At 75.2% G+C, this 25,962-nt stretch carries 24 protein-coding genes; 10 read left to right on the plus strand and 14 right to left on the minus strand.

Features of this window, described 5'->3' with window-relative positions; translation table 11 throughout:
- Positions 1-4: 4 nt before the first annotated feature.
- Positions 5-838 carry an alpha/beta fold hydrolase gene (locus ACH4TG_RS37835; RefSeq protein ID WP_398247295.1) on the minus strand — a complete coding sequence of 278 codons (834 nt, stop codon included), beginning with the start codon at positions 836-838 and terminating at the stop codon, positions 5-7.
- 132 nt (positions 839-970) lie between these two features.
- Here ACH4TG_RS37835 and ACH4TG_RS37840 point away from each other — a divergent pair, with 132 nt between their 5' ends.
- Both ACH4TG_RS37840 and ACH4TG_RS37845 read left to right on the plus strand, forming a co-directional pair.
- A complete protein-coding gene (locus tag ACH4TG_RS37840) occupies positions 971-2,311 on the plus strand; it encodes a PLP-dependent aminotransferase family protein (protein ID WP_398247297.1) in 1,341 nt (446 codons plus the stop codon).
- A gap of 207 nt (positions 2,312-2,518) precedes the next feature.
- Positions 2,519-3,022, plus strand: coding sequence for an ATP-binding protein (locus ACH4TG_RS37845; protein ID WP_398247344.1), 504 nt, complete (start codon positions 2,519-2,521; stop codon positions 3,020-3,022).
- Positions 3,023-3,204: 182 nt separating this feature from the next.
- On the opposite strand, the gene ACH4TG_RS37850 is transcribed toward ACH4TG_RS37845, so the two are convergent.
- From ACH4TG_RS37850 to ACH4TG_RS37865, 4 genes are all read right to left on the minus strand, one after another.
- On the minus strand, positions 3,205-5,820 hold the full coding sequence (locus tag ACH4TG_RS37850) for an ABC transporter permease (RefSeq protein ID WP_398247298.1): 2,616 nt from the start codon (positions 5,818-5,820) through the stop codon (positions 3,205-3,207).
- Entirely contained in the window at positions 5,817-6,593 is a 777-nt protein-coding gene (locus ACH4TG_RS37855) for an ABC transporter ATP-binding protein (RefSeq protein WP_398247346.1), read from the minus strand. The genes ACH4TG_RS37850 and ACH4TG_RS37855 overlap by 4 nt, the downstream gene beginning before the upstream one ends.
- A gap of 122 nt (positions 6,594-6,715) precedes the next feature.
- The gene (locus ACH4TG_RS37860; RefSeq protein WP_398247300.1) at positions 6,716-7,024 is read right to left on the minus strand and encodes an SHOCT domain-containing protein; all 309 of its coding nucleotides are present in this window, start codon (positions 7,022-7,024) and stop codon (positions 6,716-6,718) included.
- Positions 7,025-7,298: 274 nt separating this feature from the next.
- Positions 7,299-8,534 (minus strand): ROK family protein, encoded by a 1,236-nt coding sequence (locus ACH4TG_RS37865; RefSeq protein WP_398247302.1) that lies wholly within the window; start codon positions 8,532-8,534, stop codon positions 7,299-7,301.
- Positions 8,535-8,551: 17 nt separating this feature from the next.
- Between ACH4TG_RS37865 and ACH4TG_RS37870 the strand changes: the two genes are divergently transcribed.
- The 3 genes from ACH4TG_RS37870 to ACH4TG_RS37880 all read left to right on the plus strand — a co-directional run bounded on the left by ACH4TG_RS37870 (position 8,552) and on the right by ACH4TG_RS37880 (position 11,147).
- Positions 8,552-9,868: an MFS transporter gene (locus ACH4TG_RS37870; RefSeq protein WP_398247304.1), complete on the plus strand. Its 1,317-nt coding sequence runs from the start codon at positions 8,552-8,554 to the stop codon at positions 9,866-9,868.
- A 146-nt stretch (positions 9,869-10,014) separates the two neighbouring features.
- Positions 10,015-10,371 carry an SCO4225 family membrane protein gene (locus tag ACH4TG_RS37875; protein ID WP_398247306.1) on the plus strand — a complete coding sequence of 119 codons (357 nt, stop codon included), beginning with the start codon at positions 10,015-10,017 and terminating at the stop codon, positions 10,369-10,371.
- A gap of 38 nt (positions 10,372-10,409) precedes the next feature.
- A complete protein-coding gene (locus ACH4TG_RS37880) occupies positions 10,410-11,147 on the plus strand; it encodes a maleylpyruvate isomerase family mycothiol-dependent enzyme (RefSeq protein WP_398247308.1) in 738 nt (245 codons plus the stop codon).
- Positions 11,148-11,186: 39 nt separating this feature from the next.
- Here the strand turns inward: ACH4TG_RS37880 and ACH4TG_RS37885 are convergent, their stop codons facing one another.
- Positions 11,187-11,594 (minus strand): MarR family winged helix-turn-helix transcriptional regulator, encoded by a 408-nt coding sequence (locus tag ACH4TG_RS37885; protein ID WP_398247309.1) that lies wholly within the window; start codon positions 11,592-11,594, stop codon positions 11,187-11,189.
- 85 nt (positions 11,595-11,679) lie between these two features.
- Between ACH4TG_RS37885 and ACH4TG_RS37890 the strand changes: the two genes are divergently transcribed.
- Positions 11,680-13,230 (plus strand): MFS transporter, encoded by a 1,551-nt coding sequence (locus ACH4TG_RS37890; protein WP_398247311.1) that lies wholly within the window; start codon positions 11,680-11,682, stop codon positions 13,228-13,230.
- A 143-nt stretch (positions 13,231-13,373) separates the two neighbouring features.
- The gene (locus ACH4TG_RS37895; RefSeq protein ID WP_398247313.1) at positions 13,374-13,826 is read left to right on the plus strand and encodes a DUF6332 family protein; all 453 of its coding nucleotides are present in this window, start codon (positions 13,374-13,376) and stop codon (positions 13,824-13,826) included.
- Here ACH4TG_RS37895 and ACH4TG_RS37900 read toward each other — a convergent pair.
- Genes ACH4TG_RS37900 through ACH4TG_RS37910 form a run of 3 tightly spaced genes read right to left on the minus strand, consistent with a single transcriptional unit; the run spans position 13,787 to position 16,643 of the window.
- A complete protein-coding gene (locus tag ACH4TG_RS37900; RefSeq protein WP_398247315.1) occupies positions 13,787-14,452 on the minus strand; it encodes a response regulator in 666 nt (221 codons plus the stop codon). The two genes, ACH4TG_RS37895 and ACH4TG_RS37900, sit on opposite strands and share 40 nt — an antisense overlap.
- On the minus strand, positions 14,449-15,855 hold the full coding sequence (locus tag ACH4TG_RS37905; protein ID WP_398247317.1) for a histidine kinase: 1,407 nt from the start codon (positions 15,853-15,855) through the stop codon (positions 14,449-14,451). Before ACH4TG_RS37905 ends, ACH4TG_RS37900 begins: the two co-directional genes overlap by 4 nt.
- A 59-nt stretch (positions 15,856-15,914) precedes the next feature.
- Positions 15,915-16,643 (minus strand): TetR/AcrR family transcriptional regulator, encoded by a 729-nt coding sequence (locus ACH4TG_RS37910; RefSeq protein WP_398247319.1) that lies wholly within the window; start codon positions 16,641-16,643, stop codon positions 15,915-15,917.
- Between the two features lie 184 nt (positions 16,644-16,827).
- Between ACH4TG_RS37910 and ACH4TG_RS37915 the strand changes: the two genes are divergently transcribed.
- The gene (locus ACH4TG_RS37915) at positions 16,828-17,295 is read left to right on the plus strand and encodes a nitroreductase family deazaflavin-dependent oxidoreductase (RefSeq protein WP_398247321.1); all 468 of its coding nucleotides are present in this window, start codon (positions 16,828-16,830) and stop codon (positions 17,293-17,295) included.
- A 33-nt stretch (positions 17,296-17,328) separates the two neighbouring features.
- Here the strand turns inward: ACH4TG_RS37915 and ACH4TG_RS37920 are convergent, their stop codons facing one another.
- Positions 17,329-18,576 (minus strand): geranylgeranyl reductase family protein, encoded by a 1,248-nt coding sequence (locus ACH4TG_RS37920; protein ID WP_398247323.1) that lies wholly within the window; start codon positions 18,574-18,576, stop codon positions 17,329-17,331.
- A gap of 219 nt (positions 18,577-18,795) precedes the next feature.
- On the opposite strand from ACH4TG_RS37920, the gene ACH4TG_RS37925 reads away from it, so the two are divergent.
- Complete coding sequence (locus ACH4TG_RS37925) at positions 18,796-20,169, plus strand: dipeptidase (protein WP_398247325.1); 1,374 nt, start codon at positions 18,796-18,798, stop codon at positions 20,167-20,169.
- A gap of 101 nt (positions 20,170-20,270) precedes the next feature.
- Here the strand turns inward: ACH4TG_RS37925 and ACH4TG_RS37930 are convergent, their stop codons facing one another.
- Together ACH4TG_RS37930 and ACH4TG_RS37935 are read right to left on the minus strand one after the other, a co-directional pair.
- Complete coding sequence (locus ACH4TG_RS37930; RefSeq protein WP_398247327.1) at positions 20,271-21,305, minus strand: NUDIX domain-containing protein; 1,035 nt, start codon at positions 21,303-21,305, stop codon at positions 20,271-20,273.
- Positions 21,306-21,670: 365 nt separating this feature from the next.
- Positions 21,671-22,660, minus strand: a complete 990-nt coding sequence (locus ACH4TG_RS37935) for an ROK family protein (protein ID WP_398247329.1) — start codon at positions 22,658-22,660, stop codon at positions 21,671-21,673.
- Positions 22,661-22,855: 195 nt separating this feature from the next.
- Here ACH4TG_RS37935 and ACH4TG_RS37940 point away from each other — a divergent pair, with 195 nt between their 5' ends.
- Positions 22,856-23,845, plus strand: coding sequence for a LacI family DNA-binding transcriptional regulator (locus ACH4TG_RS37940; protein WP_398247331.1), 990 nt, complete (start codon positions 22,856-22,858; stop codon positions 23,843-23,845).
- Between the two features lie 65 nt (positions 23,846-23,910).
- On the opposite strand, the gene ACH4TG_RS37945 is transcribed toward ACH4TG_RS37940, so the two are convergent.
- The gene (locus tag ACH4TG_RS37945; protein WP_398247333.1) at positions 23,911-24,411 is read right to left on the minus strand and encodes a GNAT family N-acetyltransferase; all 501 of its coding nucleotides are present in this window, start codon (positions 24,409-24,411) and stop codon (positions 23,911-23,913) included.
- A gap of 34 nt (positions 24,412-24,445) precedes the next feature.
- Positions 24,446-25,723: a DUF6986 family protein gene (locus ACH4TG_RS37950; protein ID WP_398247335.1), complete on the minus strand. Its 1,278-nt coding sequence runs from the start codon at positions 25,721-25,723 to the stop codon at positions 24,446-24,448.
- Positions 25,724-25,962: the final 239 nt, after the last annotated feature.

The raw sequence follows: 25,962 nt of genomic DNA on the forward strand, positions 1-25,962 counted from the left end.
GCCGTCAGGGTTTCGTCACATCTTCGGCCGCCGCGACGGCGTCCAGCAGGCCGGCCAGTGCCGCGTCGAACTCCGCCGGGCGCTCCAGGTTCGGCATGTGCCCGGCGCCGTCGACCACCGCGAGGCGGGCGCCGGGGATCCGCTCGTGCAGGAAGCGGGCGTCGGCGACGGGCGTGAACACGTCCTCGCTGCCCACGACGACCAGGGCCGGCACGGCGATCCGCGGGAGCATCGCGGTGTAGTCGGGCCGCTCGGCCCGCCCGCGCAGCGCCGCGGCGGCTCCTTCCGGCGGGGCGGCCAGCATCATGCGGAGCACGTGCGCGGCGACGTCCGGCAGCTCGCGGACGGTGGCCGGGGCGACCATGGAGTCCAGGACCTCGTGGGCGTACCCGGCCATGCCCTCGCGCAGCAGCGCGTCCGCGCGGGCGTTGCGGTCGGCGCGCCCCTGCGGCGTCTCGGCCTGGGCGAAGGTGTCGGCGAGGACGAGCCCGGCCACCCGCTGGGGGAACAGCCGGTGGAACTCCAGCACGATCTGCCCGCCCATGGACAGCCCGCACAGGGTGGCGCGCCGCACGCCGAGGTGGTCCAGCAGCGCGGCGGTGTCCCGGGCGAAGGTCTCCAGCAGGGTGGTCCCGGGCACCACGGTGGTCTGCCCGTAGCCGCGCAGGTCCGCCGCGATCACCCGCAACCGGCCGCCGAACGACGCCAGTTGGGGCTCCCACATGCTGCGGTCGAAGGGGTGCCCGTGCACCAGCACGAGCGTGCCGCCGGGCTCCCGCCCGCCCTCCCCCGTGTCGTCGTACGCCACCGTGATCCCGTTCAGCTGCACGCCGCCCACCTGCACACATCCTCTCTCGCGTCCGGTAACTCGATGCTAGGGATGGCTCTTTGTCGGTGCAATCCCTATATTGACCTCGGTGCAATCGTGGCCGCGCACCAAAGCGGCCGCCGGGGCGGAGGGAGCAGGGCCGTGCGGGACTACCGGCGGGTGGCGGACGCGGTGGCCGCGGACATCACCGCGGGACGGCTGCGGCCGGGCGACCGGCTGCCCACCCAGCGGGCGTTCGCCCGCCGGCACGGCATCGCCGACTCGACGGCGGGCCGGGTCTACGGCGAACTCACCCGGCGCGGACTGGTGGTCGGGGAGGTGGGGCGGGGCACCTTCGTCCGCGCGGCGTCCCCCGCCGCCGGCCCCGCACTGGCCGAACCCGCCCCCGCCCGTATCGACCTGGAACTCAACTACCCCGTGGTGGAAGGGCAGTCGGAGCTGCTCGGCACGGGCCTGGCCCGGCTCGCGCGGCCGGACGTGCTGGCCGCCGCCCTGCGCCCGGCCGGCGCGGCCGGCACGCCGGCGGCCCGCGAGGCGGTGGCCGCGACGCTCGCCCGCGCCGGCTGGTCGCCCGACCCGGCGGCGGTGCTCTTCGCGGGCAACGGGCGGCAGGCCATCGCCGGGGCGCTGGCCGCGCTCGTACCCGCCGGCGCCCGTCTGGGCGTCGAGGCGTTCACCTACCCCGTGGTCAAGGCGCTGGCCGCCCGGCTGGGCATCGTGCCGGTGCCGCTGGCCTGCGACGCGCACGGCCTGCGCGCGGACGCCCTGCTCGCGGCCCACCGGGACGCCCCGCTGTCCGCGGTCTACCTGCAGCCGACCCTGCACAACCCGCTGGGCGTGACCATGCCGGACGGGCGCCGCGCCGAGCTGGCCGCCGCGCTGCGGGAGTCGGGCCTGGTGGCCGTCGAGGACGCGATCTGGTCGTTCCTGCACGAGGACGCGCCACCGCCGCTGGCCGCGTACGCCCCCGGGCACGTGATCCTCGCCGACAGCCTGTCCAAGCGGCTCGCACCGGGCCTGACCCTGGGCTTCGCGGTCGCCCCGCCGCACCTGGCCGACCGGCTGACGGCCGCCCTGCGGTCGGGCGCCTGGACCACCACCGGGTTCGCCCTGGAGGCCGCCACCGGCTGGCTCACCGACGGGACGGCGCCCGCCGTCGCGGCCGCCAAGCGGGCCGACGCGGCCGACCGCCAGCGCCTCGCCGCCGAGGCCCTGGCCGGCTTCCCGCTGCGCACCGACCCGCGCGCCTACTTCTGCTGGTGGGATCTGCCGGAGCCGTGGCGGGCCGACACCTTCGTGGCCGCCGCGGCGCGCCGCGGTATCGCGGTCACCCCCGCTGCCTCCTTCACCGTCGGTCCGCACCGCGCGCCCAACGCGGTCCGGGTCGGTCTGGCCTCCCCGCCGCCCGCGATCCTGCGCCGGGCCCTGACCACTCTGGCGGGCCTGGCCCGCACCGCCCCGGACGATGTGGCACCGGAGTGAACAGGGCGGAAGGGCCCCCAGGTCGCACGCCGTACGCGACGAGTTGCGGTCCGTGTCGCGGGGGTTCACTCTGGAGACGCATCACGGAGTACTGCAGCAGTCACTCTACGCATTCTCGCTCAGATGTTCCCATCGGAGCGGCACCTGGCCCGCCCGCGACAGACGCGGTCCCCGGCCCATGCCGCGGAGGGAGTCGCAGCCGTGATCATGCAAGCCGACCAAGCCGATCCAGCGGCCCGTGAGTGTGCCCTCGAACTCGAGGCGCACCCGTACAGGATCCAGCAGATCCGTCGGATCGTGTCCGCCCAGCTGCGCTACTGGCGCCTCGACCCGCTCATCGACGCGGCGTCGACCGGCATCAGCGAACTGCTCGCCAACGTCCACCGGCACGCCAAGCCCGACAAGCAGTGTGCGGTGAAACTGACTCTGGCGGCCGACCGCCTCACGGTGGCCGTCGCCGACCACGACACGCGGCTGCCGCACATGCAGCCGGTGGAGCCGACCGCCACCACCGGGCGCGGTCTCGCGATGGTCGAGGCGATGAGCGACAACTGGGGTACCGACCTGCTGCCGGAGGACGGCGGCAAGGTGGTGTGGTTCGTCCTCCGCACCCCGGTCACGGTGCCCGCCCCGGTTCCGCCGCGTGCCGCGGCCGTACCGGTCGAGCGGATCGCACCCGAGCGGATCGCCGTCGCGGCCTCCGTCGCCTGACCCGGTCACCCCGACCGGCCGCCGCCTCCCCTTCGAGGGGAGGCGGCGGCCGGTTTTTGTCCGCGGGGTGACGCCCGACCGCGCGGAGTGGCCGGCCGAGGCACGAGGCCGTCCGCGGAACGAGGGAGCAGGAAGCCCGGGCGAACGACCCGCGGGCCGGCGTCGGCCGGGTACGTGCCCGTTCAGTCCGCGGCGATGGCCCGCAGGACGTCCAGCCGGGCCGCCCGGCGGGCCGGGCGCCAGCCGGCGAGCGCACCGGCGGCGACGCCCACCAGCAGCACGACCGCCAGCGACACCGGCGGGATCGCGAACGCCCCGGTCCCCGTGGTGTCCGAGGCCCGCACCAGCGCCCAGCCGAGGAAGGCGCCGAGCCCCAGACCGCCCGCGGTGCCGAACGCGGCGACCACCACCGACTCCCAGCGCACCATCGCCCGCAGCTGCGCCCTGGTCTGGCCGACCGCCCGCAGCAGGCCCAGCTCCCGGGTGCGCTCGTGCACCGCCAGCGTGAGGGTGTTGGCGATGCCCAGCAGCGCGATCAGCACGGCGAGTGCCAGCAGCGCGTACACCAGGGTCAGGAAGGTGTCGATGCCGGCCGCCGAGGAGGCCGCGTACTCGCTCTTGGTCTGCACGTCCGGCGACCCGAAGGGCACCACCGCCTTCTCCACGGCCGCCTTGCCGGCCGCCGCGGACACGCCGTGCCGGAAGTCGATGGCCACGAGGGTGTCGCGGTCCTGGAGGTGGTGCGGGGCCCAGGCCGCGCGGGTCATCAGGTAGTCGCCCGCGAGGTCGGCCTGCCCGTAGACCGCGCCGACGGTGAACGGCTGCCGCTGCCCGTCGGCGAAGGCCAGCGTGACGCGGGAGCCGGTCGTCCAGTGGTGCTTGCCCGCCTCGGAGCGGGAGACGGCGATGGCGCGGGTGCCCAGGTGCGCCAGGTCGCCGTCCACCGTGCCCAGGTCGAGCAGCCGGGACAATGCGGCCGGGTCGGTGATCGTCAACCGGCGGCCGTGGCCGTCCACTTCCGCGGCGCCGCGGCCGAGCCCCACCGCGTCCCGGACCTCCGGCAGGGCCGCGACGGTGGGCGCGATCGAGGGGCTGAGCCCGCTGCCCCCGGCCCCGTACACGGGCGTGCTGATCGCCACGTCGCCGGCGAACGACCGGTCGACGGTGCGGTTCAGGGTCGCCTTCATCGACGCCCCCAGGACGGCGAACAGCGACACCACCGCGACGCCGATCATCAGCGCGGCCGCGGTCGCCGCGGTCCGCTTGGGGCTGCGCAGCGCGTTGCGCCGGGCCAGTCCCCCGGTGACCCCGCGCAGCCGGCTCACCGGCGCGCCCAGCAGGCGCACGGCCACCGGGGAGGCGACCGGGCCGAGCACCACGAACGCCGCCAGGGTGAGCACCGCGCCGGCGGCGGTCAGCGGCAGCGCGTGCCCGCCCACGCCGGCTACCGTCAGCGCGATGCCCACCGCGCCGGTGACCGCGCCGGCGACGGCCCGCCGCCGCGGGACCCGCGGGCTCTCCACGGCGCTGTCGCGCAGCGCGGCGAGCGGCGCGGTGCGGCCGGCCCGCAGGGCGGGCATCAGCGCGGAGCCGGTGCAGACCAGCAGGCCGACGGCCAGCGGGACGGCCAGGGCGGCCGGGTGGATCACCAGGCCGCTCTTCGGGAACGGGAACCCGACCGCCGGGAACAGCGCCTGCAGCGCGGCGGCGATGCCGATCCCGCCGAGCAGCCCGGCGAGCGAGGCGGCGGCCGCCACCCCCGCGGCCTCCGCGAGCGTGGAGCCGAGCACCTGGCGGCGGCTCGCGCCCAGGGCCCGCAGCAGCGCGTTCTCCCGGGTGCGCTGGGCGACGACGATCTGGAAGGTGTTGTGGATGCTGAAGGTGGCGACGAGCAGCGCGATGCCGGCGAAGACCACCAGCAGGCTGGTGAAGACGGTCAGGAAGGCGCCGGCGGTGGCACTCTCGGTCTCGTCGCCGGCCTTGGTGCCGGTGATCGCCTCGTAGTGCGGGGGCAGGGCGCGTGCGACGCGGTCGGTGAGCTGCTGCTCGCTGATGCCGGACGCGGCGCGCACCTTGATGGTGGTCGCCTCGCCGGGCCTGGGCATCAGATAGCGTTCCGCGTCGCCGGTGGTCAGCCCGGTGTACGTGGTCTCGCCCTGGCCGCCGCCCCCGCCGAACGTGGCGATGCCCACGATGGTGATCCGCACCGGGTCGGGGGTGCGCAGCAGGGTGCTGTCGCCCACCTTCAGGCCGGCCTTGTCGGCCGCGTCGCGGTTGATGACGGCCTGGCCGGGCGCGGCCGGCGCGTGCCCCTCGACCAGGGTGTACGGGTTGAGCCGGGGGTCGCCGATCCAGTTGCCGGCCACCGTCGGTCCCCTGGTGTCGAGCGACGTGCCGTCGTGGGAGACCAGTTGGCCGGCGCCCTCGATGTCGGGGGCGACGGCGGCCACGCCGGGGACCTTGCGGAGGGTGGCGACCAGGCCGGTGGGCACCGGCTCGCGGGCGCCCGGGCCCTGCCCGTCGCTGATCTCGTCCGCACCGCGCACGACCGTGTCGGTGCCGCTGTTGGCGTTGGCGAACAGGGTGCCGAAGCTCGCTCTGAGGGTGTCGCCCATGACCATCGTGCCGGCCAGGAACGCCACTCCGAGGAAGACCGCGACGAAGGTGCCGGCGAACCGGCGCTTGTGGGCCCGCAGTCCGGCCCAGCCGAGCCGCAGGGAGGTGCGGGTGCCGCCGCTCGGGGCGGCACCTCTGCCGCCGGTGGCGGTGGTCGCGGTGCCGGTGGTGGTGCCGCTCATGACGCGGAGCCTCCCCCGCTGCGTGCGCGGCCGTCACCCGGCCGGCTCGCCTGCCGTCCGTCGAACGCCTTCATCCGGTCCAGCACCCGCTCGGCGGTCGGTGCCGCCATCCGGTCGACGAGCCGCCCGTCGGCGAGGAAGACCACCTCGTCGGCGTGCGCGGCCGCGCCGGGGTCGTGGGTGACCATCACCACGGTGCGGCCCATCTCCCGCACCGCCCGGCCGAGCAGGTCCAGGACCTCGCCGCCGGAGCGGGAGTCGAGGTTGCCGGTGGGCTCGTCGGCGAACACCACGTCGGGCCGTCCGGCCAGTGCGCGGGCCACCGCGACCCGCTGCTGCTGCCCGCCGGACAGCTCGCTCGGGCGGTGCAGCAGCCGCTCGCCGAGGCCGACGACGTCGATCAGCGCGTCCACCCACGCGGTGTCGGGGCGGCGGCCGGCGAGATCGATCGGCAGCGTGATGTTCTCGGCGACGGTCAGCGTCGGCACCAGGTTGAAGGACTGGAACACGAAGCCGATCCGCTCGCGCCGCAGCAGCGTCAACTGCCGGTCGTTCAGCTCCCCGAGCGCGGTGCCGCCGATGTAGGCGGTGCCGGACGTCAGGGTGTCGAGCCCGGCGGCGCAGTGCATCAGGGTGGACTTCCCCGAGCCCGAGGGGCCCATGATCGCGGTGAACCGGCCGGCGGGGAAGCCGGCCGTCACCCCGTCCAGTGCCCGCACCTCGGCGTCGCCGGTGCCGTAGACCTTGGCGGCGTCGACGACGCGCGCCGCCATCGCGCTCCCGGGCGGGGCGGCCGCGTCCGCGGCATCGCGGCCGCCGGAGAGGCCGGCAGACAGGCCGGCGGTGCCGGTGGATCCCGTGGATCCGGCGGGGCCGGCGGAGCCGGTCGGGCGGCTCATGCCCGGCCTCCCTTGCCACCGCGCAGGTCACCGCGTACGTCGCGGCCGAAGTGCTCCTCCAGCACGGACATCCGCCGCCAGTACTCCTCCTCGTCGATCTCGCCGGAGGCGAACCGCCGTCCGAGCACGGCGAGCGGCGAGTGCTCGCCCGCGGTGGTGGAGCGCTGGTTCCACGGTCCGCCGCGGCCGCGCCAGCCGGTGCGCCGCAGCACGGTGATCACCGCTGCCACCGCGAAGACCCAGATCAGGGGGAAGAACAGGATCCACGGGCCGGGCCCGCCGTCGTGCCAAGCCAGGGTGGTCATCGCTCGTCATCTCCTCGTTCGGTGCCGGACTCTCCGACACCTCCGAGCCTGGCTCTCGCGCCTCCTCACGTCGTCGTACGGCCAGCGGCACCTGTGCTGCTCCGGCGGGAGTACCGCGCTCCCCGCTCCCTGCTCCCCGCGCAGCCTCCGGGCGGGGAGCACCCGACCGGCAGCGGCAACCGGCCGAAGGGGCGCGGGGAACCGCGCGACCGGCCCACCACCGGGCCGGGGGCCCGGGGACGGCCCGGAGCACCCGCCCGGAGGGAGCACGGCGTCAGGAAGCGGGCTGCCCGCCGAGCAGCGCGAGGGGATCGTCCAGCACCGGCTGCCACGCCAACTCGGCCGCGCCGACCAGGCTGTTGTGGTCGAGCGCGCAGGCCAGCAGCGGAACGCTGCCGCTGCGCCCCCACAGGCTGCGGTCCGCGACGACCGCCCGCAGGCGCTCCGGGTCGGCGTCCAGCAGGTGCCGGTGCAGGCCGCCGAGCAGGATCCGGTCGGGGTTCAGGACGTTGACGAGCCCGGCGAGGCCGCGCCCGAGCCGGTCGATCAGCACGTGCGCGGCCTCCCGGACGGCCGGGTCGCCGTACTCCTCGCGGAGCAGGTCGCGCCCCTGCTCCAGCAGCGAGACCTCGGGGCCGGGCGTGCGCCCCGCCGCCTCGACGAAGGCCAGCGGGTCGGCCTCGACGTCCAGGCAGCCCCGGCTGCCGCAGTGGCAGGGCCGCCCGTCGGGCTCCACCGTCAGATGGCCGACCTCCAGCGCCAGGCCCGAACTCCCGGTGTGCAGGCGGCCGTCGAGGACCAGGGCGCCGCCGACACCGCGGTGCCCCGAGGCGACCACGAGCAGGTGCTGGGCGCCCTGCCCCGCGCCGTGCCGGTGCTCGGCCAGCGCCGCCACGTTGACGTCGTTGCCGACGAAGGACGGGACCGGGTCGCCGTCGGGCCCGAGGATGCCGGCCGCCGCGATCCGGTCGGCGAACACCTCGCGGACCGGCGCACCGGCCGGCCAGGCCAGGTGCAGCGGGTTGAGCGCGGTGCCGTCGGGTTCGGCGACCGCGGACGGCACGGCGAGTCCGGCCCCGACGCACACCCGGCCCGACGCGCGCAGTAGTTCGGCGCCGGCGTCGACGACCGCGCCGAGCACGTGCGCCGGGTCGGCGGGCACGGTCATGCAGCCGGGGGCGGTGGCCACGAGTTCACCGCCGAGCCCGACGAGCGCGGCGCGGAATCCGTCGGCGTGCACCTGGGCGGCGAGCGCGACGGGACCGCCGGGCGCCACCGCGAGCCGGTGCGAGGGCCGGCCCTGCGCGCCGGACGGCCCGGTGGGCCGGGTGTCGACCCGGATGAGACCGAGCGCCTCCAGCTCCGCGGCGACCGCGCCGGCTGTTGCCCTGGTCACACCGAGTTCCGCGGTGAGCACGGCGCGGGTCGCGGCACGGCCGGTGTGCACCAGGGAGAGCGCGGGGCCGAGTGCGCCCCGGCCTCGCTCAAGCCTTGTCCGAATCTGTGTCACCCCTCTATTCTCACTTTGTGCCGACGCTAAACAAAATAGGGACAGTGCTGTCCCGATCCCACCACATACCCGCCACAGATCCAGCCCTTCGCCGCCTGCGGATCGCCCTCACGGGGTTCTTCGCCGTCGACGGCTTCCTGTTCGCCGGCTGGGTCGTCCGCATTCCGGCGATCAAGGACCAGGTCGGGGCCTCCGCCGGGCAGTTGGGCCTGGCGCTGCTCGGCGTGTCCGCGGGCGCCGTGGCCACCATGGTGCTCACCGGGCGGCTGTGCCGCGCCTTCGGCAGCGAGCGGGTGACCGTGGTGACCGGCGCCATGCTCGCGGTGAGCATCGCGCTGCCCCCGCGCACCCACTCGGCGCTGGCCCTCGGGCTGGTCCTGCTCTGCTTCGGCATCTCCTACGGCGGCCTCAACGTCGCCATGAACAGCGTCGCCGTCGACCTGGTCGCCGCCCTGCGCCGCCCGGTGATGTCCAGCTTCCACGCCGCCTACAGCCTGGGCGGCCTGCTCGGCTCGGGCATCGGCGGCCTGCTCGCCCCCCACCTCTCCCCCGCCACCCACCTCCTGCTGCTCACGCCGATCGGACTGGTCGCCGTCGCCGCCGCCGGCCGGGTGCTGCTCGCCCATCCGCTGCGGCGGCCCGGTGGCGAACCGATCAGCACCAGGCAGGCCGGACGGACCGGACCCGCGGCGCGGGCCGGCCGGGACGAGGCCACCGATCGCGCCGCGGCCGAAGCCCCGGTGGCGGCGTCCCCGGCCCCGGCTCGGACCCGCGCCCAGAGCACCGGCCTGCTCGTCGCCGTCTTCGGCCTGATCGCCGGCTGCACCGCCTACGGTGAGGGCGCGCTCGCCGAGTGGGGCCCGCTGCACATCCAGCAGGACCTGCACGGCGGCCCGGGGATCGCGGCGGCCGGCTACTCGGCGGTCACCCTGGCCATGACGCTCGGCCGGCTGTCCGGCACCGCCCTGCTCGAACGGCTCGGGCAGACCCGGGCCCTGGTCCTGGGCGGCCTCACCGCGTGCACCGGCATGCTGGTCGGGGCGCTCGCGCCGTATCTCCCGCTGGTCATGGTCGGTTTCGCGCTGACCGGGCTGGGCCTGGCCAACCTGTTCCCGACCGCCATCGCGCGGGCCGGGGAGCTGACCGGGCCGAGCGGGGTCGCCGCGGCGTCCACCCTCGGCTACGGCGGGCTGCTGCTCGGCCCGCCCTCGATCGGCTTCCTCACCGACGCGTTCGGCCTGCCCACCGCGCTGACCACGGTGGCCGCGCTGGCGGCCGTGGCCGCGGTGATCGCCTACGCGGTACGCAACAGCGGGGCCCGGCCGACGGGTTGAGGTCCGCCGCCGCGGGCCGGGCTCCTCCGGCACCGCGGGCGGATTTGACGAACATCACAGGCGCCCGCCCGCCGCCGCGGCGGCATGCTGGTGGACCACGCCGGCGGCCCGCCCCCAGGGGCCGCCCCGTGACCTGAGGAGGAGCGATGCAGATACCGTCCTGGGCCGTCACCGCCACGAGTCCCTTCCACCGGGAGCGCGTCTGTCGGGTGTACCTCACCGTGGTGGGCGCCGCGCTGCTGCTGATGCTGCTCGACACCGCGGTGATCTCGCACGGCCACGCGTCACTGGCCGGCATGCTGCTCCTCATGCTCACCCTGCCGTGGACGCCGCTGCTGTTCAGCCTGATGACCTCGGCCGGCGGGACGAACGAGCAGGTCACGGCGTACGGCTGGTCGGGCTGGGCGATCACGGTGGCCGCCGCCGTGGTCTCGGCCGGGATCAACGCCGTGCTGCTGGGATACGCGGCGCGGCTGCGCCGGAGGCGCGTGGCCGCCCGGTGATCTCCCGCCCGGGCCCCGCACCTGCGAGAATGCGCGCCATGGAGACCGAGGCGTTCATCGCGACCCTGCGCCGCGAGGGGCAGTTGCTGGCCGACGCGGCACAGCGCTCGGGCCTCGACGCGCCCGTCCCGCCGTGCCCGCAGTGGCAGGTCAGGGATCTGGTGCGGCACACCGGGGCGGTGCACCGCTGGGCCGCGGCCTTCGTGGCCGAACGCAGGACGGCGCCGGTGGAATGGGACGAGTCCGCGCCGGACGACGACGCCCTGGTCGGCTGGTACCGGACGATGCACTCCGGCCTGGTCGGCACGCTGGAGGCGGCCCCGGCGGACACCGAGTGCTGGACCTTCCTGCCGGCGCCCTCGCCGCTGGCGTTCTGGGCGCGCCGGCAGGCGCACGAGACGACCGTCCACCGCGTCGACGCGCAGTCCGCGGTGGGCGCCGAACGCTCCCCGGTGGAGACCGTGTTCGCGGCCGACGGCGTGGACGAGCTGCTCACCGGATTCCATGTCAGGAAGCGCAGCCAGGTGCGCACCGACCGGCCGCGCACGCTGCGGGTGCTGGCGCACGACCACCCCGGCGGCGACTGGCTGGTGCATCTGTCCCCGCAGCCGCCGGTGGTGGAACGGGGCGTGCCGGGGGATGCGGACTGCACGATCGGCGGCCCGGCCGAGGCCCTCTACCTGGCGCTGTGGAACCGCGGCCCGTACGACGGGCTGTCGGTGGCGGGCGACGACGCGCTCGTCGACCTCTGGCAGCGGACCTCGGCGGTCATCTGAATTCCCGGGGCCTGCCCCGGCCGTCCCGTCAGCGGGAGGTCAGTGCGCGGCCAGGGCGCCCTTCGGCAGCATGCGCTCCAGCACCGCGCGGTGGCTGGGCCGGGCCTCCTCGTAGCGGGCACGACCGGACTCGGTGATGGCCACCCGTACTCCGCGCCGGTCCTCGCTGCAGATGCCGCGGTCGACCAGGCCGTCCTTCTCCAGCCGGGCGACCAGCCGGGACAGCGCGCTCTGGCTCAGGTGCACCCGGTCGGCCAGCTCCTGCACGCGGAAGGTGCAGCCGTCCTCGGCGTCGCCGCCGGCGAGCACGTCGAGCACTTCGAAGTCGCTGGCGCCGAGCCCGTAGCGGTGCAGCGCACGGTCGATCTCGCAGGCAGTGCGCGCGTGAACGGCGAGGATCTCCCGCCACTCCGCGATGAGCGCCCGCTCGTCCCTGTCGCCGGTCATGCCGCGAGGGTAGCAGAAATCGGACCCACATGCACAGGCATTAAATGCGCTTGCATTGGATGCAAGTGCATGTAGTCTGTGGCGCATGACCTCTCCGTCATCTCCGTCCACCTCACCGTCCCCCACCGCCGCGGCCCGCGCCGAAGACCGCTGGACCGCCCTGCAATGGGGCACCCTCCTGGTGCTCTGCGCGGCGCTGTTCCTCGACGCCCTCGACGTGTCGATGGTCGGTGTGGCGCTCCCCTCCATCGGCAGCGACCTGCACCTGTCCACGTCCTCGCTGCAGTGGGTCGTCAGCGGCTACATCCTCGGCTACGGCGGGCTGCTGCTGCTCGGCGGCCGGGCCGCCGACCTGCTCGGCAGGCGCCGGGTCTTCCTGATCGCGCTCGCCGTGTTCGCGGTCGCCTCGCTGCTCGGCGGCCTCGTCGACTCCGGCTCGCTGCTCATCGCCACCCGCTTCGTGAAGGGCCTGAGCGCCGCGTTCACCGCCCCCGCCGGTCTGTCGATCATCACCACCACCTTCGCCGAGGGCCCGATCCGCAACCGCGCCCTCACCATCTACTCCAGCTGCGGCGCCACCGGCTTCTCGATGGGCCTGGTGCTCTCCGGCTTCCTGACCGAGGCCGGCTGGCGGTGGACCATGCTGCTGCCCGCGCCGGTCGCCGTGATCGCGCTGATCGCCGGCCTGAAGCTGATCCCCAGGAGCCCGCGCGAGAAGACCTCGGGCCGCGGCTACGACCTGCCAGGAGCCGTGACCGGCACCGCGTCGATGCTGCTGCTGGTGTTCACCGTGGTCTCCGCCTCCCAGGCCGGCTGGGCCTCGGCCCGCACGCTCGGCTCCTTCGCGGGCGTCGCGGCCCTGCTCGCCGCCTTCGTGGTCATCGAGCAGCGCTCGGCCAGCCCGCTGATCCGGCTCGGCGTGCTGCGCGACGCCGGCCAGGTCCGCGCCAACCTCGGCGGCGCCACGTTCTTCGGCTCCTACGTGGCCTTCCAGTTCCTGGTCACCCAGTACCTGCAGAACGTCCTGGGCTACAGCGCGATGCAGACCGCCCTGGCGTTCCTGCCGGCCGGCGCGCTCGTCGCGATCCTGTCCACCCGGATGGGCCCGATCGTCGACCGGTTCGGCACCCCGCGGGTGATCGCGGTCGGCTTCACCCTGCTCGTCGTCGGGTACGCGCTGTTCCTGCGGATCAGCCTGCACCCGAGCTACGCGGCCGTCATCCTGCCCTCGATGCTGCTGCTCGGCGGCGCCTTCGCCCTGGCCTTCCCGTCCCTGAACATCCAGGCCACCAACGGCGTCAGGAACGAGGAGCAGGGCATGGTCTCCGGCCTGCTCAACACCTCCTTCCAGGTGGGCGGCGCGATCTTCCTCGCCATCGTCACCGCGGTCGTCACCAGCAGCGCCGGCGCCCACGCGGCCACCAAGCAGGCGGTGCTGGACAGTTACCGCCCCGGCCTGTTGGTGGTCACCGGGATCGGCCTGTTCGGGCTGCTGCTCACGGTGTCCGGACTGCGCCGCCGCCGGCCCTCCTACGGCATCCTCGTCGCGTCCTCCGCGGGCGACGAGGCGGACGCCGCGGAAGGGGCCGGGAGCGCGCCCGGGGCACGCGCCGAGCAGGTCGCGGCCCGCGACTGACGGAACGTCACCATCCGCCTGCCGCAGGCAGGCCGGGCCGGCCCCGCGCGAGGAGGGAGCGCGCGGGGCCGGCCCGTTTTCTCGCGCGCGGGCGTGCCCGCCGCGTGCAAGACTGGACCGACCTCGGGGGCGGGGAGGTACGGATGCGCAGGGGCCGGACACGAGCCGAACGCGACGCCGTCACAGTGGAGATCGCCTGTGCCGTGCTCGCCGGAGCCGTCCTGGCCGTGGGGGCCTTCCTCGCGGTGTCCGCTCCGGTGCTGCTCGGCGCCGCGCACGGGCAGGCCCGCAAGGAGTGCTTCGCCGGGGCGACGGTGCTGGCGGCGGCGGTCTTCTGCAGCTGGGTGGCGCGCACGCTGCGCCGCTTCGACCGGCAGAACCGGCTGCCGTGGCTGAACGGCGCCGGGGACGGCGGGAAGGGCCGGGAGGCCGGCGCCGGCGCGGCAGGCCCCGAGGCCGAGGGCGGCGGGCCGAGCACCCCGCCGGCCGCGCACCGGGTCCCGCCCCAGCGGGGGAAGCCGGGCCGCGAGGGCGGTGACGGCGGGCCGCCCCGCGATCAGCCGAGCCAGCCGGGCCGCACCAGCCCCGACTCGTAGGCCAGCACGACCAGTTGGGCGCGATCGCGGGCCCCCAGTTTCACCATGGTCCGGCTGACGTGGGTCTTGGCGGTCAGCGGGCTGACCACCAGGCGGCGGGCGATCTCCTCGTTCGACAGGCCGATGCCGACCAGCGCCATCACCTCGCGTTCCCGATCGGTGAGCTGATCCAGGTTCGCGGCCGCCGCCGGCTGCTTGGAGCGCGCCGCGAACTCGGCGATCAGCCGCCGGGTCACCCCGGGCGACAGCAGGGCGTCGCCGTCGACCACCGCCCTTACCGCGCGCAGCAGTTCGGCCGGCTCGGTGTCCTTCACCAGGAACCCGGACGCCCCGGACCTGATCGCCTCGAAGACGTACTCGTCGAGTTCGAAGGTGGTGAGGATGACCACCTTGACCCCGGCGAGCGCCGGGTCCTCGGTGACGGCGCGGGTCGCCGCGAGGCCGTCCATCAGCGGCATGCGGATGTCCATCAGCACGGCGTCCGGGGCCAGTTCGCGCACCAGGCGCAGCGCCTGCCCTCCGTCGGCCGCCTCCCCCACGACCTCGATGTCGCTCTGGGCGTCCAGCAGGGCCCGGAAGCCGGCTCTGACCAGGACCTGGTCGTCGGCCAGCACGACGCGGATCATGGGCGCTCCTCGGCGGTGATCTCGGTGGCGGGGTCGGAGGGGTCCGCGGGTGCGGGGTGGCCGGCGCCGGCGGACGCCGAAGGGTCAGCGGCGTCCCGCTGCTCGCCGGGTTCTGTCGACGCCGGCCGGTGCTCGCCGGGTGCGGAGGACGCCGACGGATGCTCGCCGGGTGCGGAGGAGGCCGACGGATGCTCGCCGGGTGCGGAGGAGGCCGACGGATGCTCGTCCAGGGCGGTGAAGGGCAGCCGGGCCCGTACCCGGAAGCCGCCGTCGGGGCGCCGCCCCGCCTCGACCTCGCCGCCGAGCGCCGCCGCCCGCTCGCGCATGCCGACCAGCCCGTTGCCGCCCCCGCTGTCGCCGCCGGTGACGGCCGGCCCGTCGTCGTCCACCTGCACCTGGACGCTGCCGCGCCGGTAGGCGAGCCGGATGCGCGCGGCGCGCGACCCGGAGTGCCGGACGATGTTGGTGAGCGCCTCCTGGACGATGCGGAACGCCGCCAGGTCCACCCCGGGGGGCAGCGGCACGCGGGTCCCCTCGACGGCGACGTCCGCCGTCAGGCCCGCGGAGGTGGCCTGCTCCAAAAGCTCCGGCAGCCGGTCGAGCCCGGGGGCCGGCGCGCGCGGCGCCTCGCCCGGCGCCCGCAGGGTGCCGAGCACCTGGCGGACCTCGCCCAGCGCCTCCTTGCTGGCCGCCTTGATGGTGGTCAGCGCGGTGCGCGCCTGCTCGGGTTGCTCATCCATCAGCTCCAGCGCCACACCGGCCTGCACGTTGATCACCGAGATGCTGTGGGCCAGGACGTCGTGCAGTTCGCGGGCGATCCGCATCCGCTCCTCGTCGGTCCTGCGGCGTTCGGCCTCCTCCCGCTCGCGCCGGTCGCGGGCGATCTGCTCCCGGCGCAGCCGGAAGAGTTCGGCCGCGGCGAGGACCGCGAGCAGCCACGCGGCCGTTCCGGACAACTGCGTCCAGGAGACCCGGTGGTCGCCGGAGGGCGGCAGGTAGCGGTAGAGCCACAGGCCCACCACGGCGTGCCCGGCGTAGACCGCGGCGGCCACGATCAGCACCCCTTTGCGCCGCCCGGCGGCCACGGCGCTGAAGATCGCCACCACCAGGCTCGCGAAGACCGGGCCCCACGGGTAGCCGAGGACGACGTACAGCAGCGTCACCGCCCCGGTGCCGGCCACCACCCCGACGGGCCAGCGGCGGCGGAAGAGCAGCATGGCGGGCCCGGCGAGCAGCAGCACGTAGCCGAAGGCGTTCAGCGCCACCCGGTCGGTCTGGTGGCGTCCGGCGACGCTGGAGCCGACGACCTGGATGAACGCGAGCACGACCACCGGGAACCACGCCGGGCGTCCTGCGGCAGGGAACCTGCGGCGCGGCGGCCCGGGTCGCTCCTCGTTGGTCATGGCTCCCACGCTAGACCGCGGCAGGTCACGGGCGCGTCCACCGTACGTGGACAGGGCGGCTACTTCGCCGGGAGTACCGCGGCGCCGCCCGCGGGCACCAGGCCCACCTGCGCGGCCAGTGCGGCGGCGGACTGGTCGAAGAACGGGCCGCGGGTCCCGACCACGCCGTTGAACTGGCCGAAGACCTCGAAGCTGATGAGGCCGAAGACCTGCGCCCAGGCCGCGACGAGCGCGGCGACGGTGGGCACCGGCAGCTCGGGGGCCAGTTGGGACCCCAGACCCGCGAGGTCGTCCCCGACCTCCCCGGCGAGCGGGCGGCCCTGCGGGGGGCCGAGCAGGCCGTCGCGCCGGGCGTCGCGGACCACCGCGATCAGCGACAGGGCCCCCCGGGCGGCCGACGCGACCGTGTCCTGGGGAGCGGCGTAGCCGGGCACCGGCGAGCCGTAGACGAGGCCGTACTCGTGGGGATGGTCGACGGCCCAGTCCCGCACGGCCCGGCACACCCCGATCCAGCGGTCCGCGGGTGCCGCGCCCTCCGTGGCGGCCAGGGCCCGCTCCGCCGCGGCGCCGACGGCGTCGTAGGCGTCGATGATGAGCGCGGTGAGCAGATCGTCCCTGCTGGGGAAGTAGCGGTAGAGAGCAGAAGAGGCCATGCCCAGCTCGCGGGCGACCGCGCGCAGCGAGAGCCGGGCGGCGCCCTCGGCGGCCAGCTGCCGCCGCGCCTCCTCCTTGATGGCGGCGGTGACTTCCGTCCTGGCGCGTTCCCTGGCTCCCTGGATGACACTCATGAGAACAGTGTGCCACGGAGGAGAGCGACGACCAACAACGAGAGCACCGCTCTTGCTTTTAAGCGCACAGGCGTGCAGACTGTTCTCAGGCGAGAGCACTGCTCACAAAAGGGAGATGGTGCTCACAGAGCCGATGCGGTTCCCGGCAGGGGCCCGCCACGAACGAGATCACCGAGGAGTCGTCATGTCCGAGCAGGCCCCGCACGTCAAGAAGCCCGGCTGGTTCACCGTGAACGTGCTCAACCGCAGCGTCGCCTGGCTGACCCGGCGCGGCGTGAGCGTCTGGGGTTCGCGGGTCCTGGAGGTCCGCGGGCGCAAGAGCGGCGAGTGGCGCCGCACCCCGGTCAACGTGCTCACGCTGGACGGCCGGCGCTACCTGGTCGCCCCGCGCGGCCACGTCCAGTGGACCTACAACATGCGCGCGGCCGGCGGCGGCCGGCTCGTACTGGGCCGCAACGTGGAGGAGTTCACCGCCACCGAGGTGCTGGGCGACCTGGAGAAGATCACCGTGCTGCGCGGCTACCTCAGGCGGTGGAAGTCCGAAGTGGGCGCGTTCTTCGACGGCGTCGGACCGAACTCGACGGACGAGGAGCTGCTGGCGATCGCGCCCAAGCACCCGGTGTTCGCGATCGCCCCGGCCCGTGGCGAGTGAGGCGGGCGGCCGGCGGAACCGGCCGCCCCTCGGTCAGGCGCGGTCGACGGCGTCCAGCGCCCGGCGGGCGATCGGGTGCGAGCGCACCAGTTCGGCCAGCGAGCTCTTGCCCCGGGTGATCCCGGCGAACGCCCGCCAGGCGGGCGGGAAGCTGGTGAGCGCCGCGTGCAGCAGGCCGGGACGCCGCTCGAACAGGGTCAGCATGCGGCGGCCGACGCCCATCTCCACGCCGAGCCCGGCCTTCACCGCGAAGGCGTAGTTGAGGGCCTGGCGCCGGGCGTCCACCGCGTCGTGCGCCTCGGCGATGCGCACCGCCCACTCCCCCGCGAGGCGCCCGGAGCGCAGCGCGTACGAGATGCCCTCCCGCGTCCACGGCTCCAGCAGGCCCGCGGCGTCACCGCAGACCAGCACCCGGCCCCGGGACAGCGGCGAGTCGTCGGCCCGGCAGCGGGTCAGGTGGCCGGAGGAGACGCTCGGTTCGAAGCCGGCCAGCCCCAGGCGGGCGACGAAGTCGTCGAGATAGCGCTTGGTCGCGCTGCCGTCGCCGCGCGCCGAGATCACGCCCACGGTCAGCGAGTCGCCCTTGGGGAAGACCCAGCCGTAGCTGCCCGGCAGCGGCCCCCAGTCGATGAGCACCCGGCCGGCCCAGTCCTCGGCGACCGACGCGGGCACCGGGATCTCGGACTCCAGCCCGAGGTCGACCTGGTCGAGCTTCACACCGACGTGGGCTCCTATCCGGCTGGCGCTGCCGTCGGCGCCGACCACCGCGCGGGCGTAGACGACCTCCTCGCGCTTGCCCTCGGCCCCTCCAGTGCTGACCACGACCGCGACGGTGCGGCGGTCCGGCACCCCGGGACCGTGCTGCTCCACCCGCTGGACGGTCACCCCGGTGCGCACCTCGGCGCCCGCTTCCCTGGCGGCGTCGACCAGGCCCTGGTCGAACTCCGGCCGGTTGATCAGGCCGAAGAGCATCTGCCGGGAGCGCTTGGTGCGGGTGAGCCGGCCGTTGAGGCTGAAGGTGACCGCGTGCACCCGGTCGCGCAGCGGCAGTTCGAAGCCGGGCGGCAGGGCGTCCCTGGACGGGCCGATGATCCCGCCGCCGCATGTCTTGTACCGGGGCAGCTCGGCCTTCTCGACCAGCAGGACCCGCCGGCCGGTGAGGGCGGCGGCGTGCGCCGCCGAGGCCCCCGCGGGCCCGGCGCCGATCACCACGACGTCCCAGACCGCGAACGCCTCGCCGTCCCCCGTACCGCTGTCCTGCGCCTCCTGCTCACCGCTCACGTCTGATTCCGCTCCCGCTCCGGCCCGTTCGACTGCCATGTGCTGTCATGGCTGTTCAGGCGCATCCTATGCGCCGTCGCCCACGGCTCGCTGTGGCACCATCGGCTGCGTGCCGTTGCCATGCCCAACGGCCCGGGCGCCCGCCGGATTCCAGCGGGTCGCCGGCGGGCGGCGCAGACCGCCCGTCCGAGTGTCCGTCTGTCCGCGCAAGGAGTTCCCATGCTGTCCGTTCCGCTGTCCGAGACCGTGGCCGCGCTGATCCCGCGAGCCAGGACCGAGCTTGCCGAGCTGGTGGCGTTCGCCTCGGTCGCCGACGAGCGGCAGTTCCCGAAGAGCGAGTGCGAGAAGGCCGCGTCCTGGATCGCGGACGCGCTGCGCGCCGAGGGCTTCCAGGACGTCGCGCTGCTCGACACCCCGGACGGCACCCAGTCGGTGTACGGCTTCCTGCCCGGTCCCGCGGACGCCCCGACGGTGCTGCTCTACGCCCACTACGACGTGCAGCCGCCGCTGGACGAGTCGGCGTGGCTGTCCCCGCCGTTCGAGCTGACCGAGCGGGACGGCCGCTGGTACGGGCGCGGCGCGGCGGACTGCAAGGGCGGCGTGCTGATGCACCTCACGGCGCTGCGGGCGCTGAAGGAGCAGGGCGGTGTCCCGCTCAACGTCAAGGTGATCGTGGAGGGTTCGGAGGAGCAGGGCACCGGCGGGCTGGAGCGCTACGCCGAGCAGCACCCCGATCTGCTGGCCGCCGACACCATCGTCATCGGCGACGCGGGCAACTTCCGGCTCGGCCTGCCCACCGTCGTCTCGTCGCTGCGCGGCATGGTCCTGATGGACGTGCGGGTGACCACGCTGGAGGGCAACCTGCACTCGGGCTCGTTCGGCGGCGCCGCCCCCGACGCGCTGGCCGCGCTCATCCGGATGCTCGCCTCGCTGCGCGACGAGACCGGCGCCACCACCGTCGACGGGCTCGACGCGGACGGCCGGTGGCCCGGAATCGCCTACGAAGAGGCGGACTTCCGGCGGGACGCCAAGGTGCTGGACGGCGTGGAGCTGGTCGGCACCGGCACCATCTCCGACCGGCTGTGGGCCCGGCCCTCGGTGACCGTCCTCGGCATCGACGCCCCGCCCGTCGTCGGCGCCACCCCCTCGGTGCAGGCGCAGGCCGGCGCCCTGGTCAGCGTGCGGGTCCCGCCGGGTGTGGACTCCGCCGCCGCCGCCGACGCCCTGACCGCGCACCTGCGGGCGGCGGCGCCCTGGGGAGCGCGGGTCGAGGTCGGCAAGCGCGGCAGCGGTGAGGCGTTCGCCGCGGACACCTCCAGCCCGGCGTACGCGGCGATGGCCGAGGCGATGCAGGAGGCGTACGGGCAGGACATGGCCGTCGCGGGCAACGGCGGATCCATCCCGCTGTGCAACGCCCTGGCGACCCTCTACCCGCGGGCGGAGATCCTGCTGATCGGCCTGAGCGAGCCGGAGGCGCAGATCCACGCGGTCAACGAGAGCGTCTCGCCGCAGGAGTTGGAGAAGCTCGCGCTCACCGAGGCGCTGTTCCTGCGGCGCTACGCCGCCGCCCAGTCGGCGGGCCAGGGGGTCTGACCCGCCGCCAGGCGGGACGGCGGCGAGCGGTCGGTGCGGCCCCTGTGGGGGGCCGCGGCCGGCCCCGCGCATCGGGGCCGGCCGGTGCCGGGCCCCGCGGGTCACTCCGCGGGGTGGCCGGCCTCCAGGTTCAGCGGGCGGCCCTGCTCCCGGGCGCGCAGCGCCCAGCGCAGCCGGTCGAGGCGCACCGGCGGCAGCAGCCCCGCCGCCTCGTCCTCGGTGACGAACCGCCAGTCACGCAACTCGGACTGCGGCAGCAGCAGCCGGCCGATGTCGGCCCGGGGCATCCGCCCGCCGTCGAAGAGCAGCCGCAGGCCGCCGTGGCCCGGGGGTCTGGGCGGTTCCCAGTCCACCACGAGCAGTTCGAGACCCCGGGTCAACTCGATCCCGAGCTCCTCGGCGACCTCGCGGTAGCCGGCCCGGGCCGGCGACTCCCCGCGCTCCACGACGCCGCCGGGGAACTCCCAGCCGGGCTTGTAGGTGGGGTCGACCAGCAGCACCCGGTCGTCCTCGTCGAAGAGCAGCACTCCGGCGGCCACCGTCTCTGCCCGCGGCTCGGGCGTCTGCACGATGCCGCAGGCGCCCGCGCCGCGTCCGACCGCCTCGGCGATCCGGGACGCGGTCTGCTCCGGGGTCAGTCCCGCGGTGGGCAGCAGGTGGGCGTCCGCGGTCAGCCAGGGCAGGGCGGCGCGGTAGTCGGCGATGCGCTCCAGGGCCCACGTGCGGGCCGCGTCGTCGGCCTCGGGGTTGTCCGGGTGGTCGGTCCTGGCGGCGATCCATGATCGAAGGATCGTTTCTCCCGGATCCAGCAGCACATGGCGGACCTCGATGCGGCGGGCGGCCAGCCCGCCGAATATCTCGTCCCGGTGGTCCTGGCGCAGCAGTGACATGGGCGCCACCAGCACCCCGCCGACCTCCGCCAGCAGCGAGGCGGCGGTCTCCACGACCAGCCGCCGCCAGATGGGCAGTTCCTGGTAGTCGGTGACCTCCTGGAGCCGCTTCTCGGGCAGCAGCCTGCGCAGGCTGCAGCCCAGCACCTCGGGTTCGTACAGGGTGCTCTCCGGTACCAGATCGAGCAGTGCGCGACCCGCACTGCTCTTGCCCGCGCCGAACGCCCCGTTCACCCAGATGATCACGGTGCCCCCTTCTCCGTAGACCCCTACGAATTGCCCGGATCCGCGCCCCCACCAAACGCCCTGCGCCGGTGGCCCCTTCGGGCGGTCCTCCCTCGGCGTCCCCGCTCCCGGGCATGCCGAACCGCGACGCCGCGGGCGGGTCGTGTGAACGCGGCACCGGCACCCCCGGCGGGGCACCGGCGGGCGGCCCCCGGCGCTGACGGTGAGCCGGCCCGGGCCGCCACCCCGTCAGCGGGCAGCACGCCGCCCGGGCCCGCCCCCTGAGCGCGGGGCGGCGTCCCGGGTGACAGCGGGTCAAGGACCGGCGGCCGGAGCCGTCGTCGGGAAGCGGGCGTCGATCCCCCGTCAGGAGGAGGGAGCGGGAGTCAGGGAGCGGGGGTCAGGGGCCGGAGGGTGAAGCCCTCGATGTGCAGCGCCTGCGCCGCGGCCGCCGCGGCACCGACGAGACCCGCGTCGGTACCCAGCTTGGCCGGGACGACGTCGACGCCCGCGGCGAACGACAGCGTGGCGTACCGGGTGAGGTGCTCGCGCAGCGGGTCGAAGAGGATCGGGCCGGCGTTGGCGACGCCGCCGCCGACCACCGCCACGTGGATCTCGACGAGGGTCGCGGTCGCGGCGATGGCGGCGGCCAGCGCCTGGGCCGCGCGGTCGAAGGAGGCGAGGGCGATCGGGTCGCCGGCCCGCGCCGACTCCGCGACGGCCGCGGCGGTGGGCGCCGCCCCGGCCGACGGCTGCCAGCCCTGATCGAGCGCGCGGCGGGCGATGTTGGGGCCGGAGGCGATCCGCTCGACGCAGCCGCGCGACCCGCACGGGCACGGGTCGCCGTCCAGGTCGACGCTGATGTGCCCGATGTGGCCGGCGTTGCCGGTCGGCCCGGGCAGCAGCGCGCCGCCCAGCACCAGCCCGCCGCCCACGCCGGTGGACACCACCATGCACAGCGCGTTGTCGTAGCCGCGGGCGGCACCCTGCCAGTGCTCGGCCGCGGTCATCGCGACCCCGTCGCCGGTGAGCACGACGGGCAGCCCGCCGCACGCCTCGGAGACCCGGGCCACGAGCGGGAACTCCCGCCAGCCGGGGACGTTCACCGGGCTGACCGTTCCGTGTGCGGCGTCCACCGGGCCCGCGCTGCCGATGCCGACGGCGACGGTGCCCTCCCACTGGGGCGCAGCACCGAGTTCCGCCAGGACCTCGGTCACCGCCCGCAGCACCGTCTCACCGTCCTCCGAGGCGGGCGTCGGCCGCAGGGCCCGCGCCAGCAGCCGCCCCTCGCTGTCGACGAGCGCACCGGCGATCTTGGTACCGCCGATGTCCAGTGCGGCCACATGTGGACCGGTAGCGCCGTGGGGGGGCTGCATCGCTCGGTGGTCTCCTTCGTCGTCTGTCGTCCTGTGCCGCACTCGTCCGGCGCCGTCGGGGTCGTCGACCCCAAGGGTTCCGCAAGGTGCGGCCCCAGGAGTAGTCTCACCTGACTCTGACAACGTTGTCCATGTCTTGCCGCAGGGAATACTACGACCGTGACCCAAACACCTGGACGTACCCCCCGGCCCACGATGAAGGATGTCGCCGCCCGCGCCGGCGTCGGACTGAAGACGGTCTCCCGTGTGGTGAACGAGGAGGCGGGCGTCACACCGGACACGGTGGCCCGCGTCCAGGCCGCCATCGAGGCGCTCGGCTTCCGTCGGAACGACAGCGCCCGGCTGCTGCGCACCCGGCGCACGTCCAGCATCGGGCTGGTCCTCGAGGACCTCGCCGACCCCTTCTACGCCCCGCTCAGCCGGGCCGTGGAGGACGTGGCGCGGGCGCACGGGGCACTGCTGTTCACCGGTTCCAGCGCCGAAGACCCCCGGCGCGAGCAGGAATTGGTGCTGGCGTTCTGCGCACGGCGGGTGGACGGCCTGATCGTGGTGCCGGCCAGCGACGACCACCGCTATCTGAGCCCGGAGATCGAGGCGGGCGTCGCCACGGTCTTCGTGGACCGGCCGGCCGGGCGCCTGGACGCAGACGTCGTCCTCACCGACAACGCCGGCGGCGTGCGCGACGGCGTCGCCCACCTCATCGCGCACGGCCACCGCCGGATCGGCTTCATCGGCGACCAGCCGGGCATCCACACCGCGGCCGAGCGACTGCGCGGCTACCGGGAGGCGATGGCCGCCGCGGGGCTGCCGGTCAGGGACGACTGGTACGCGATGGGGCCGACGACCCCGGACCGGGTGCGGGCGTCGCTCGACCACATGCTGTCCGGCCCGGAACCGGTGACGGCGCTGCTCGCGGGCAACAACCGTGTCACCGTGACCGCGGTGCGCGTGCTGTCCGGACTGCCCCGGCCGATCGCCCTCGTCGGCTTCGACGACTTCGAACTCGCGGACCTGCTGAGCCCGCCGGTCACCGTCGTCGCCCAGGACGCCCCGGGCCTGGGCCGCACCGCGGCCCAGCTCCTCTTCCGCCGGCTCGACGGCATGGCCAGCGACTCCCCGACCCGCACCGAACTCCCCGCCCGCCTCATCCCCCGCGGCTCCGGCGAGATCCCCCCGGCGTCGTAGCGGTCCGGCCGTGCCTCGCGCGGTGCACGGCCGGTACGCCGTGCCGGGCCGGTCGCACCCGTTGGTCACACCGGCCGCTCCATGCACACCAGTTGGTCCCGCTCGTCCCAGGAGCGGGCGGGGGTGAAGCCCAGGCGCCGGTACAGGGCGACGGCGCCGGTCCGCCACTGCCAGACGGAGAGCCGCACCGTGCCAGCGCCGGTGCCTGCGGCGTGCGCGAGCGCGGATTCCACCAGGTGGGACGCGATGCCGCGGCCGCGGAAGGCGGGAGCCGTCCAGAGCCTCTTGATCTCGCACGCGCCGCCGGAGGGCGCGGTCACCACCACGCAGCCGACGGCGGTCCCGCCGCTCAGCGCCAGCAGCACGGCGTCGTCGGCGAAGGCGGCCCGCGGGTCGAGGACCTCCGCCCGGTAGCGGTCGGGCAGCGCGGCCGCGCCGGCGACGGCCTGGCCCTTCTCGGCCTGGGTCTGCAGGTGGTACTCGGCCAGCAGCCCGGCCGGTCCGGCGTCGGCGCACGGCCCCTCCCCCGGCCAGCGGACGACCGCCACCTCAGGTTCGTCGGTCATGCCGCCAGCATCACATGCCCGCTGCGGGCCCGAATCAGCCGGTGGGCTCGGGGCGCCCGGCGAGGGCGCGGAGGGCGGGAAGGGCGAGGCCGGTGGCGGCGGTCACCTCGCCGGGGGTGAGGGCGCCGCAGTCGAGGCCGCGCAGCAGGTAGCCGCTGAGGGCGCGGGCGGTCGCGGGCTCGTCCATCACGGCGCCGCCGGCCTTGGCGACATAGGCGGCGAGGCGGGCGGACGCGGCAGCCGCGCCCTCGCGGTAGAAGGCGTAGACGGCGGCGTAGCGGGTCGGCAGGTGGGCGGGGTGCATGTCCCAGCCCTGGTAGTAGGCGCGGGCCAGCGAGCGGCGGACCAGCCCGTAGTGCAGCTGCCAGGCCGCGTGGACCTGCGAACGGGGGCCGATCGGGAGGACGTTGGTCGAGCCGTCGGAGAGCCTGACGCCGGTGCCCGCGGCGGCCACCTGCATGACGGCCTTGGCGTGGTCGGCCACCGGGTGGTCCAACGACTGGTGGGCGGGGCTCACTCCGCAGGCCGCGCTGTAGTCGAAAGTGCCGTAGTGCAGCGCGGTGGCGCGCCCGCCCGCGGCCTCGATGAGCAGCGGCACGGCCGACCTGCCGTCGGGCCCGAGCACGGCCTGGGTGGTCTCGATCTGGATCTCGAAGCCGAGCCGGCCCGCCGGCAGCTCCGCGGCCTGCTCGAAGGCGCCGCACAGCTGGGCCATCGCGGCCACCTGGGCGGGGAAGGTCACCTTGGGCAGGGTCAGTACGAGTCCCGCGGGCAGGCCGCCGCCGTCCAGCAGCGTCGTCAGGAACAGGTCGAGCGTGCGGATGCCGCGGTCGCGGACGGCCGCCTCCATGCACTTCATGCGGATGCCGACGTACGGCGGCGCGCTGCCGCCGGCGACCGCGGCGGAGACGGTGCGGGCGGCGGCCACCGCGGCGGCGTCCTCCTCGGCGTCGGACCGCACCCCGTAGCCGTCCTCGAAGTCGATCCGCAGGTCCTCGACCGGCTCGCGCCGCAGCTTCGCCCGCATCCGGTCGTGGACTTCGGCGGCCAGTTCCGCGGGCAGGCCGAGCAGTCCGGCCAGCGCTCCCGCGTCGGGGGCGTGGGCGTCGAGCGCGGCGAGCGCCTGGTCGCCCCATTCCCGCACGGTGCCGGCGGTGAAGGCGTCGGCGGGCACGTAGACGGTGTGGACGGGCTGCCGGGTGCCCGGGTCGCCCGGGTAGCGCCGGGCCAGTTCGGCGTCGGTGCCGGCCAGCGCCGCGCCGACCTCCGCTCGTACCGCGTCCGCCAGTGTCGTACCGGCCGCCTGCGCCATGGGCTGTGCCTCCCGGACTCCCGCAACTTCAACAAATCGTTGAAGCGAAGCTAGCCGCGGGGTCGGCGCGGGTCAACAGGCGACGCGACGGCCCCCGGACGCGCGCGATGGCGTCCGGGGGCCGTGGAGGACCAGCGTCCGACCGCCGGTGGTCAGTTCTTGCGGGTGGTGATCTCGTCGGTGAGTTGGGGCAGGACCTGGAAGAGGTCGCCGACCACGCCGTAGTCGACCAGGTCGAA

It is taken from the genome of Streptomyces sp. NPDC020917 (assembly GCF_044333795.1).
In the GTDB taxonomy this organism is placed as follows: Bacteria; Actinomycetota; Actinomycetes; order Streptomycetales; family Streptomycetaceae; genus Actinacidiphila.

What these genes read in the sequence shown, in the direction of transcription:
- ACH4TG_RS37915 (WP_398247321.1), top strand. Translation starts at nt 16,828, where the DNA reads ATGTCCGAGCAGGCCCCGCACGTCAAGAAGCCCGGCTGGTTCACCGTG.
- ACH4TG_RS37935 (WP_398247329.1), bottom strand. Translation starts at nt 22,660, where the DNA reads ATGCAGCCCCCCCACGGCGCTACCGGTCCACATGTGGCCGCACTGGAC.
- ACH4TG_RS37945 (WP_398247333.1), bottom strand. Translation starts at nt 24,411, where the DNA reads ATGACCGACGAACCTGAGGTGGCGGTCGTCCGCTGGCCGGGGGAGGGG.
- ACH4TG_RS37905 (WP_398247317.1), bottom strand. Translation starts at nt 15,855, where the DNA reads ATGACCAACGAGGAGCGACCCGGGCCGCCGCGCCGCAGGTTCCCTGCC.
- ACH4TG_RS37895 (WP_398247313.1), top strand. Translation starts at nt 13,374, where the DNA reads ATGCGCAGGGGCCGGACACGAGCCGAACGCGACGCCGTCACAGTGGAG.
- ACH4TG_RS37855 (WP_398247346.1), bottom strand. Translation starts at nt 6,593, where the DNA reads ATGGCGGCGCGCGTCGTCGACGCCGCCAAGGTCTACGGCACCGGCGAC.
- ACH4TG_RS37910 (WP_398247319.1), bottom strand. Translation starts at nt 16,643, where the DNA reads ATGAGTGTCATCCAGGGAGCCAGGGAACGCGCCAGGACGGAAGTCACC.
- ACH4TG_RS37845 (WP_398247344.1), top strand. Translation starts at nt 2,519, where the DNA reads ATGCAAGCCGACCAAGCCGATCCAGCGGCCCGTGAGTGTGCCCTCGAA.
- ACH4TG_RS37875 (WP_398247306.1), top strand. Translation starts at nt 10,015, where the DNA reads ATGCAGATACCGTCCTGGGCCGTCACCGCCACGAGTCCCTTCCACCGG.
- ACH4TG_RS37940 (WP_398247331.1), top strand. Translation starts at nt 22,856, where the DNA reads ATGAAGGATGTCGCCGCCCGCGCCGGCGTCGGACTGAAGACGGTCTCC.
- ACH4TG_RS37860 (WP_398247300.1), bottom strand. Translation starts at nt 7,024, where the DNA reads ATGACCACCCTGGCTTGGCACGACGGCGGGCCCGGCCCGTGGATCCTG.
- ACH4TG_RS37925 (WP_398247325.1), top strand. Translation starts at nt 18,796, where the DNA reads ATGCTGTCCGTTCCGCTGTCCGAGACCGTGGCCGCGCTGATCCCGCGA.
- ACH4TG_RS37900 (WP_398247315.1), bottom strand. Translation starts at nt 14,452, where the DNA reads ATGATCCGCGTCGTGCTGGCCGACGACCAGGTCCTGGTCAGAGCCGGC.
- ACH4TG_RS37890 (WP_398247311.1), top strand. Translation starts at nt 11,680, where the DNA reads ATGACCTCTCCGTCATCTCCGTCCACCTCACCGTCCCCCACCGCCGCG.
- ACH4TG_RS37950 (WP_398247335.1), bottom strand. Translation starts at nt 25,723, where the DNA reads ATGGCGCAGGCGGCCGGTACGACACTGGCGGACGCGGTACGAGCGGAG.
- ACH4TG_RS37885 (WP_398247309.1), bottom strand. Translation starts at nt 11,594, where the DNA reads ATGACCGGCGACAGGGACGAGCGGGCGCTCATCGCGGAGTGGCGGGAG.
- ACH4TG_RS37880 (WP_398247308.1), top strand. Translation starts at nt 10,410, where the DNA reads ATGGAGACCGAGGCGTTCATCGCGACCCTGCGCCGCGAGGGGCAGTTG.
- ACH4TG_RS37850 (WP_398247298.1), bottom strand. Translation starts at nt 5,820, where the DNA reads ATGAGCGGCACCACCACCGGCACCGCGACCACCGCCACCGGCGGCAGA.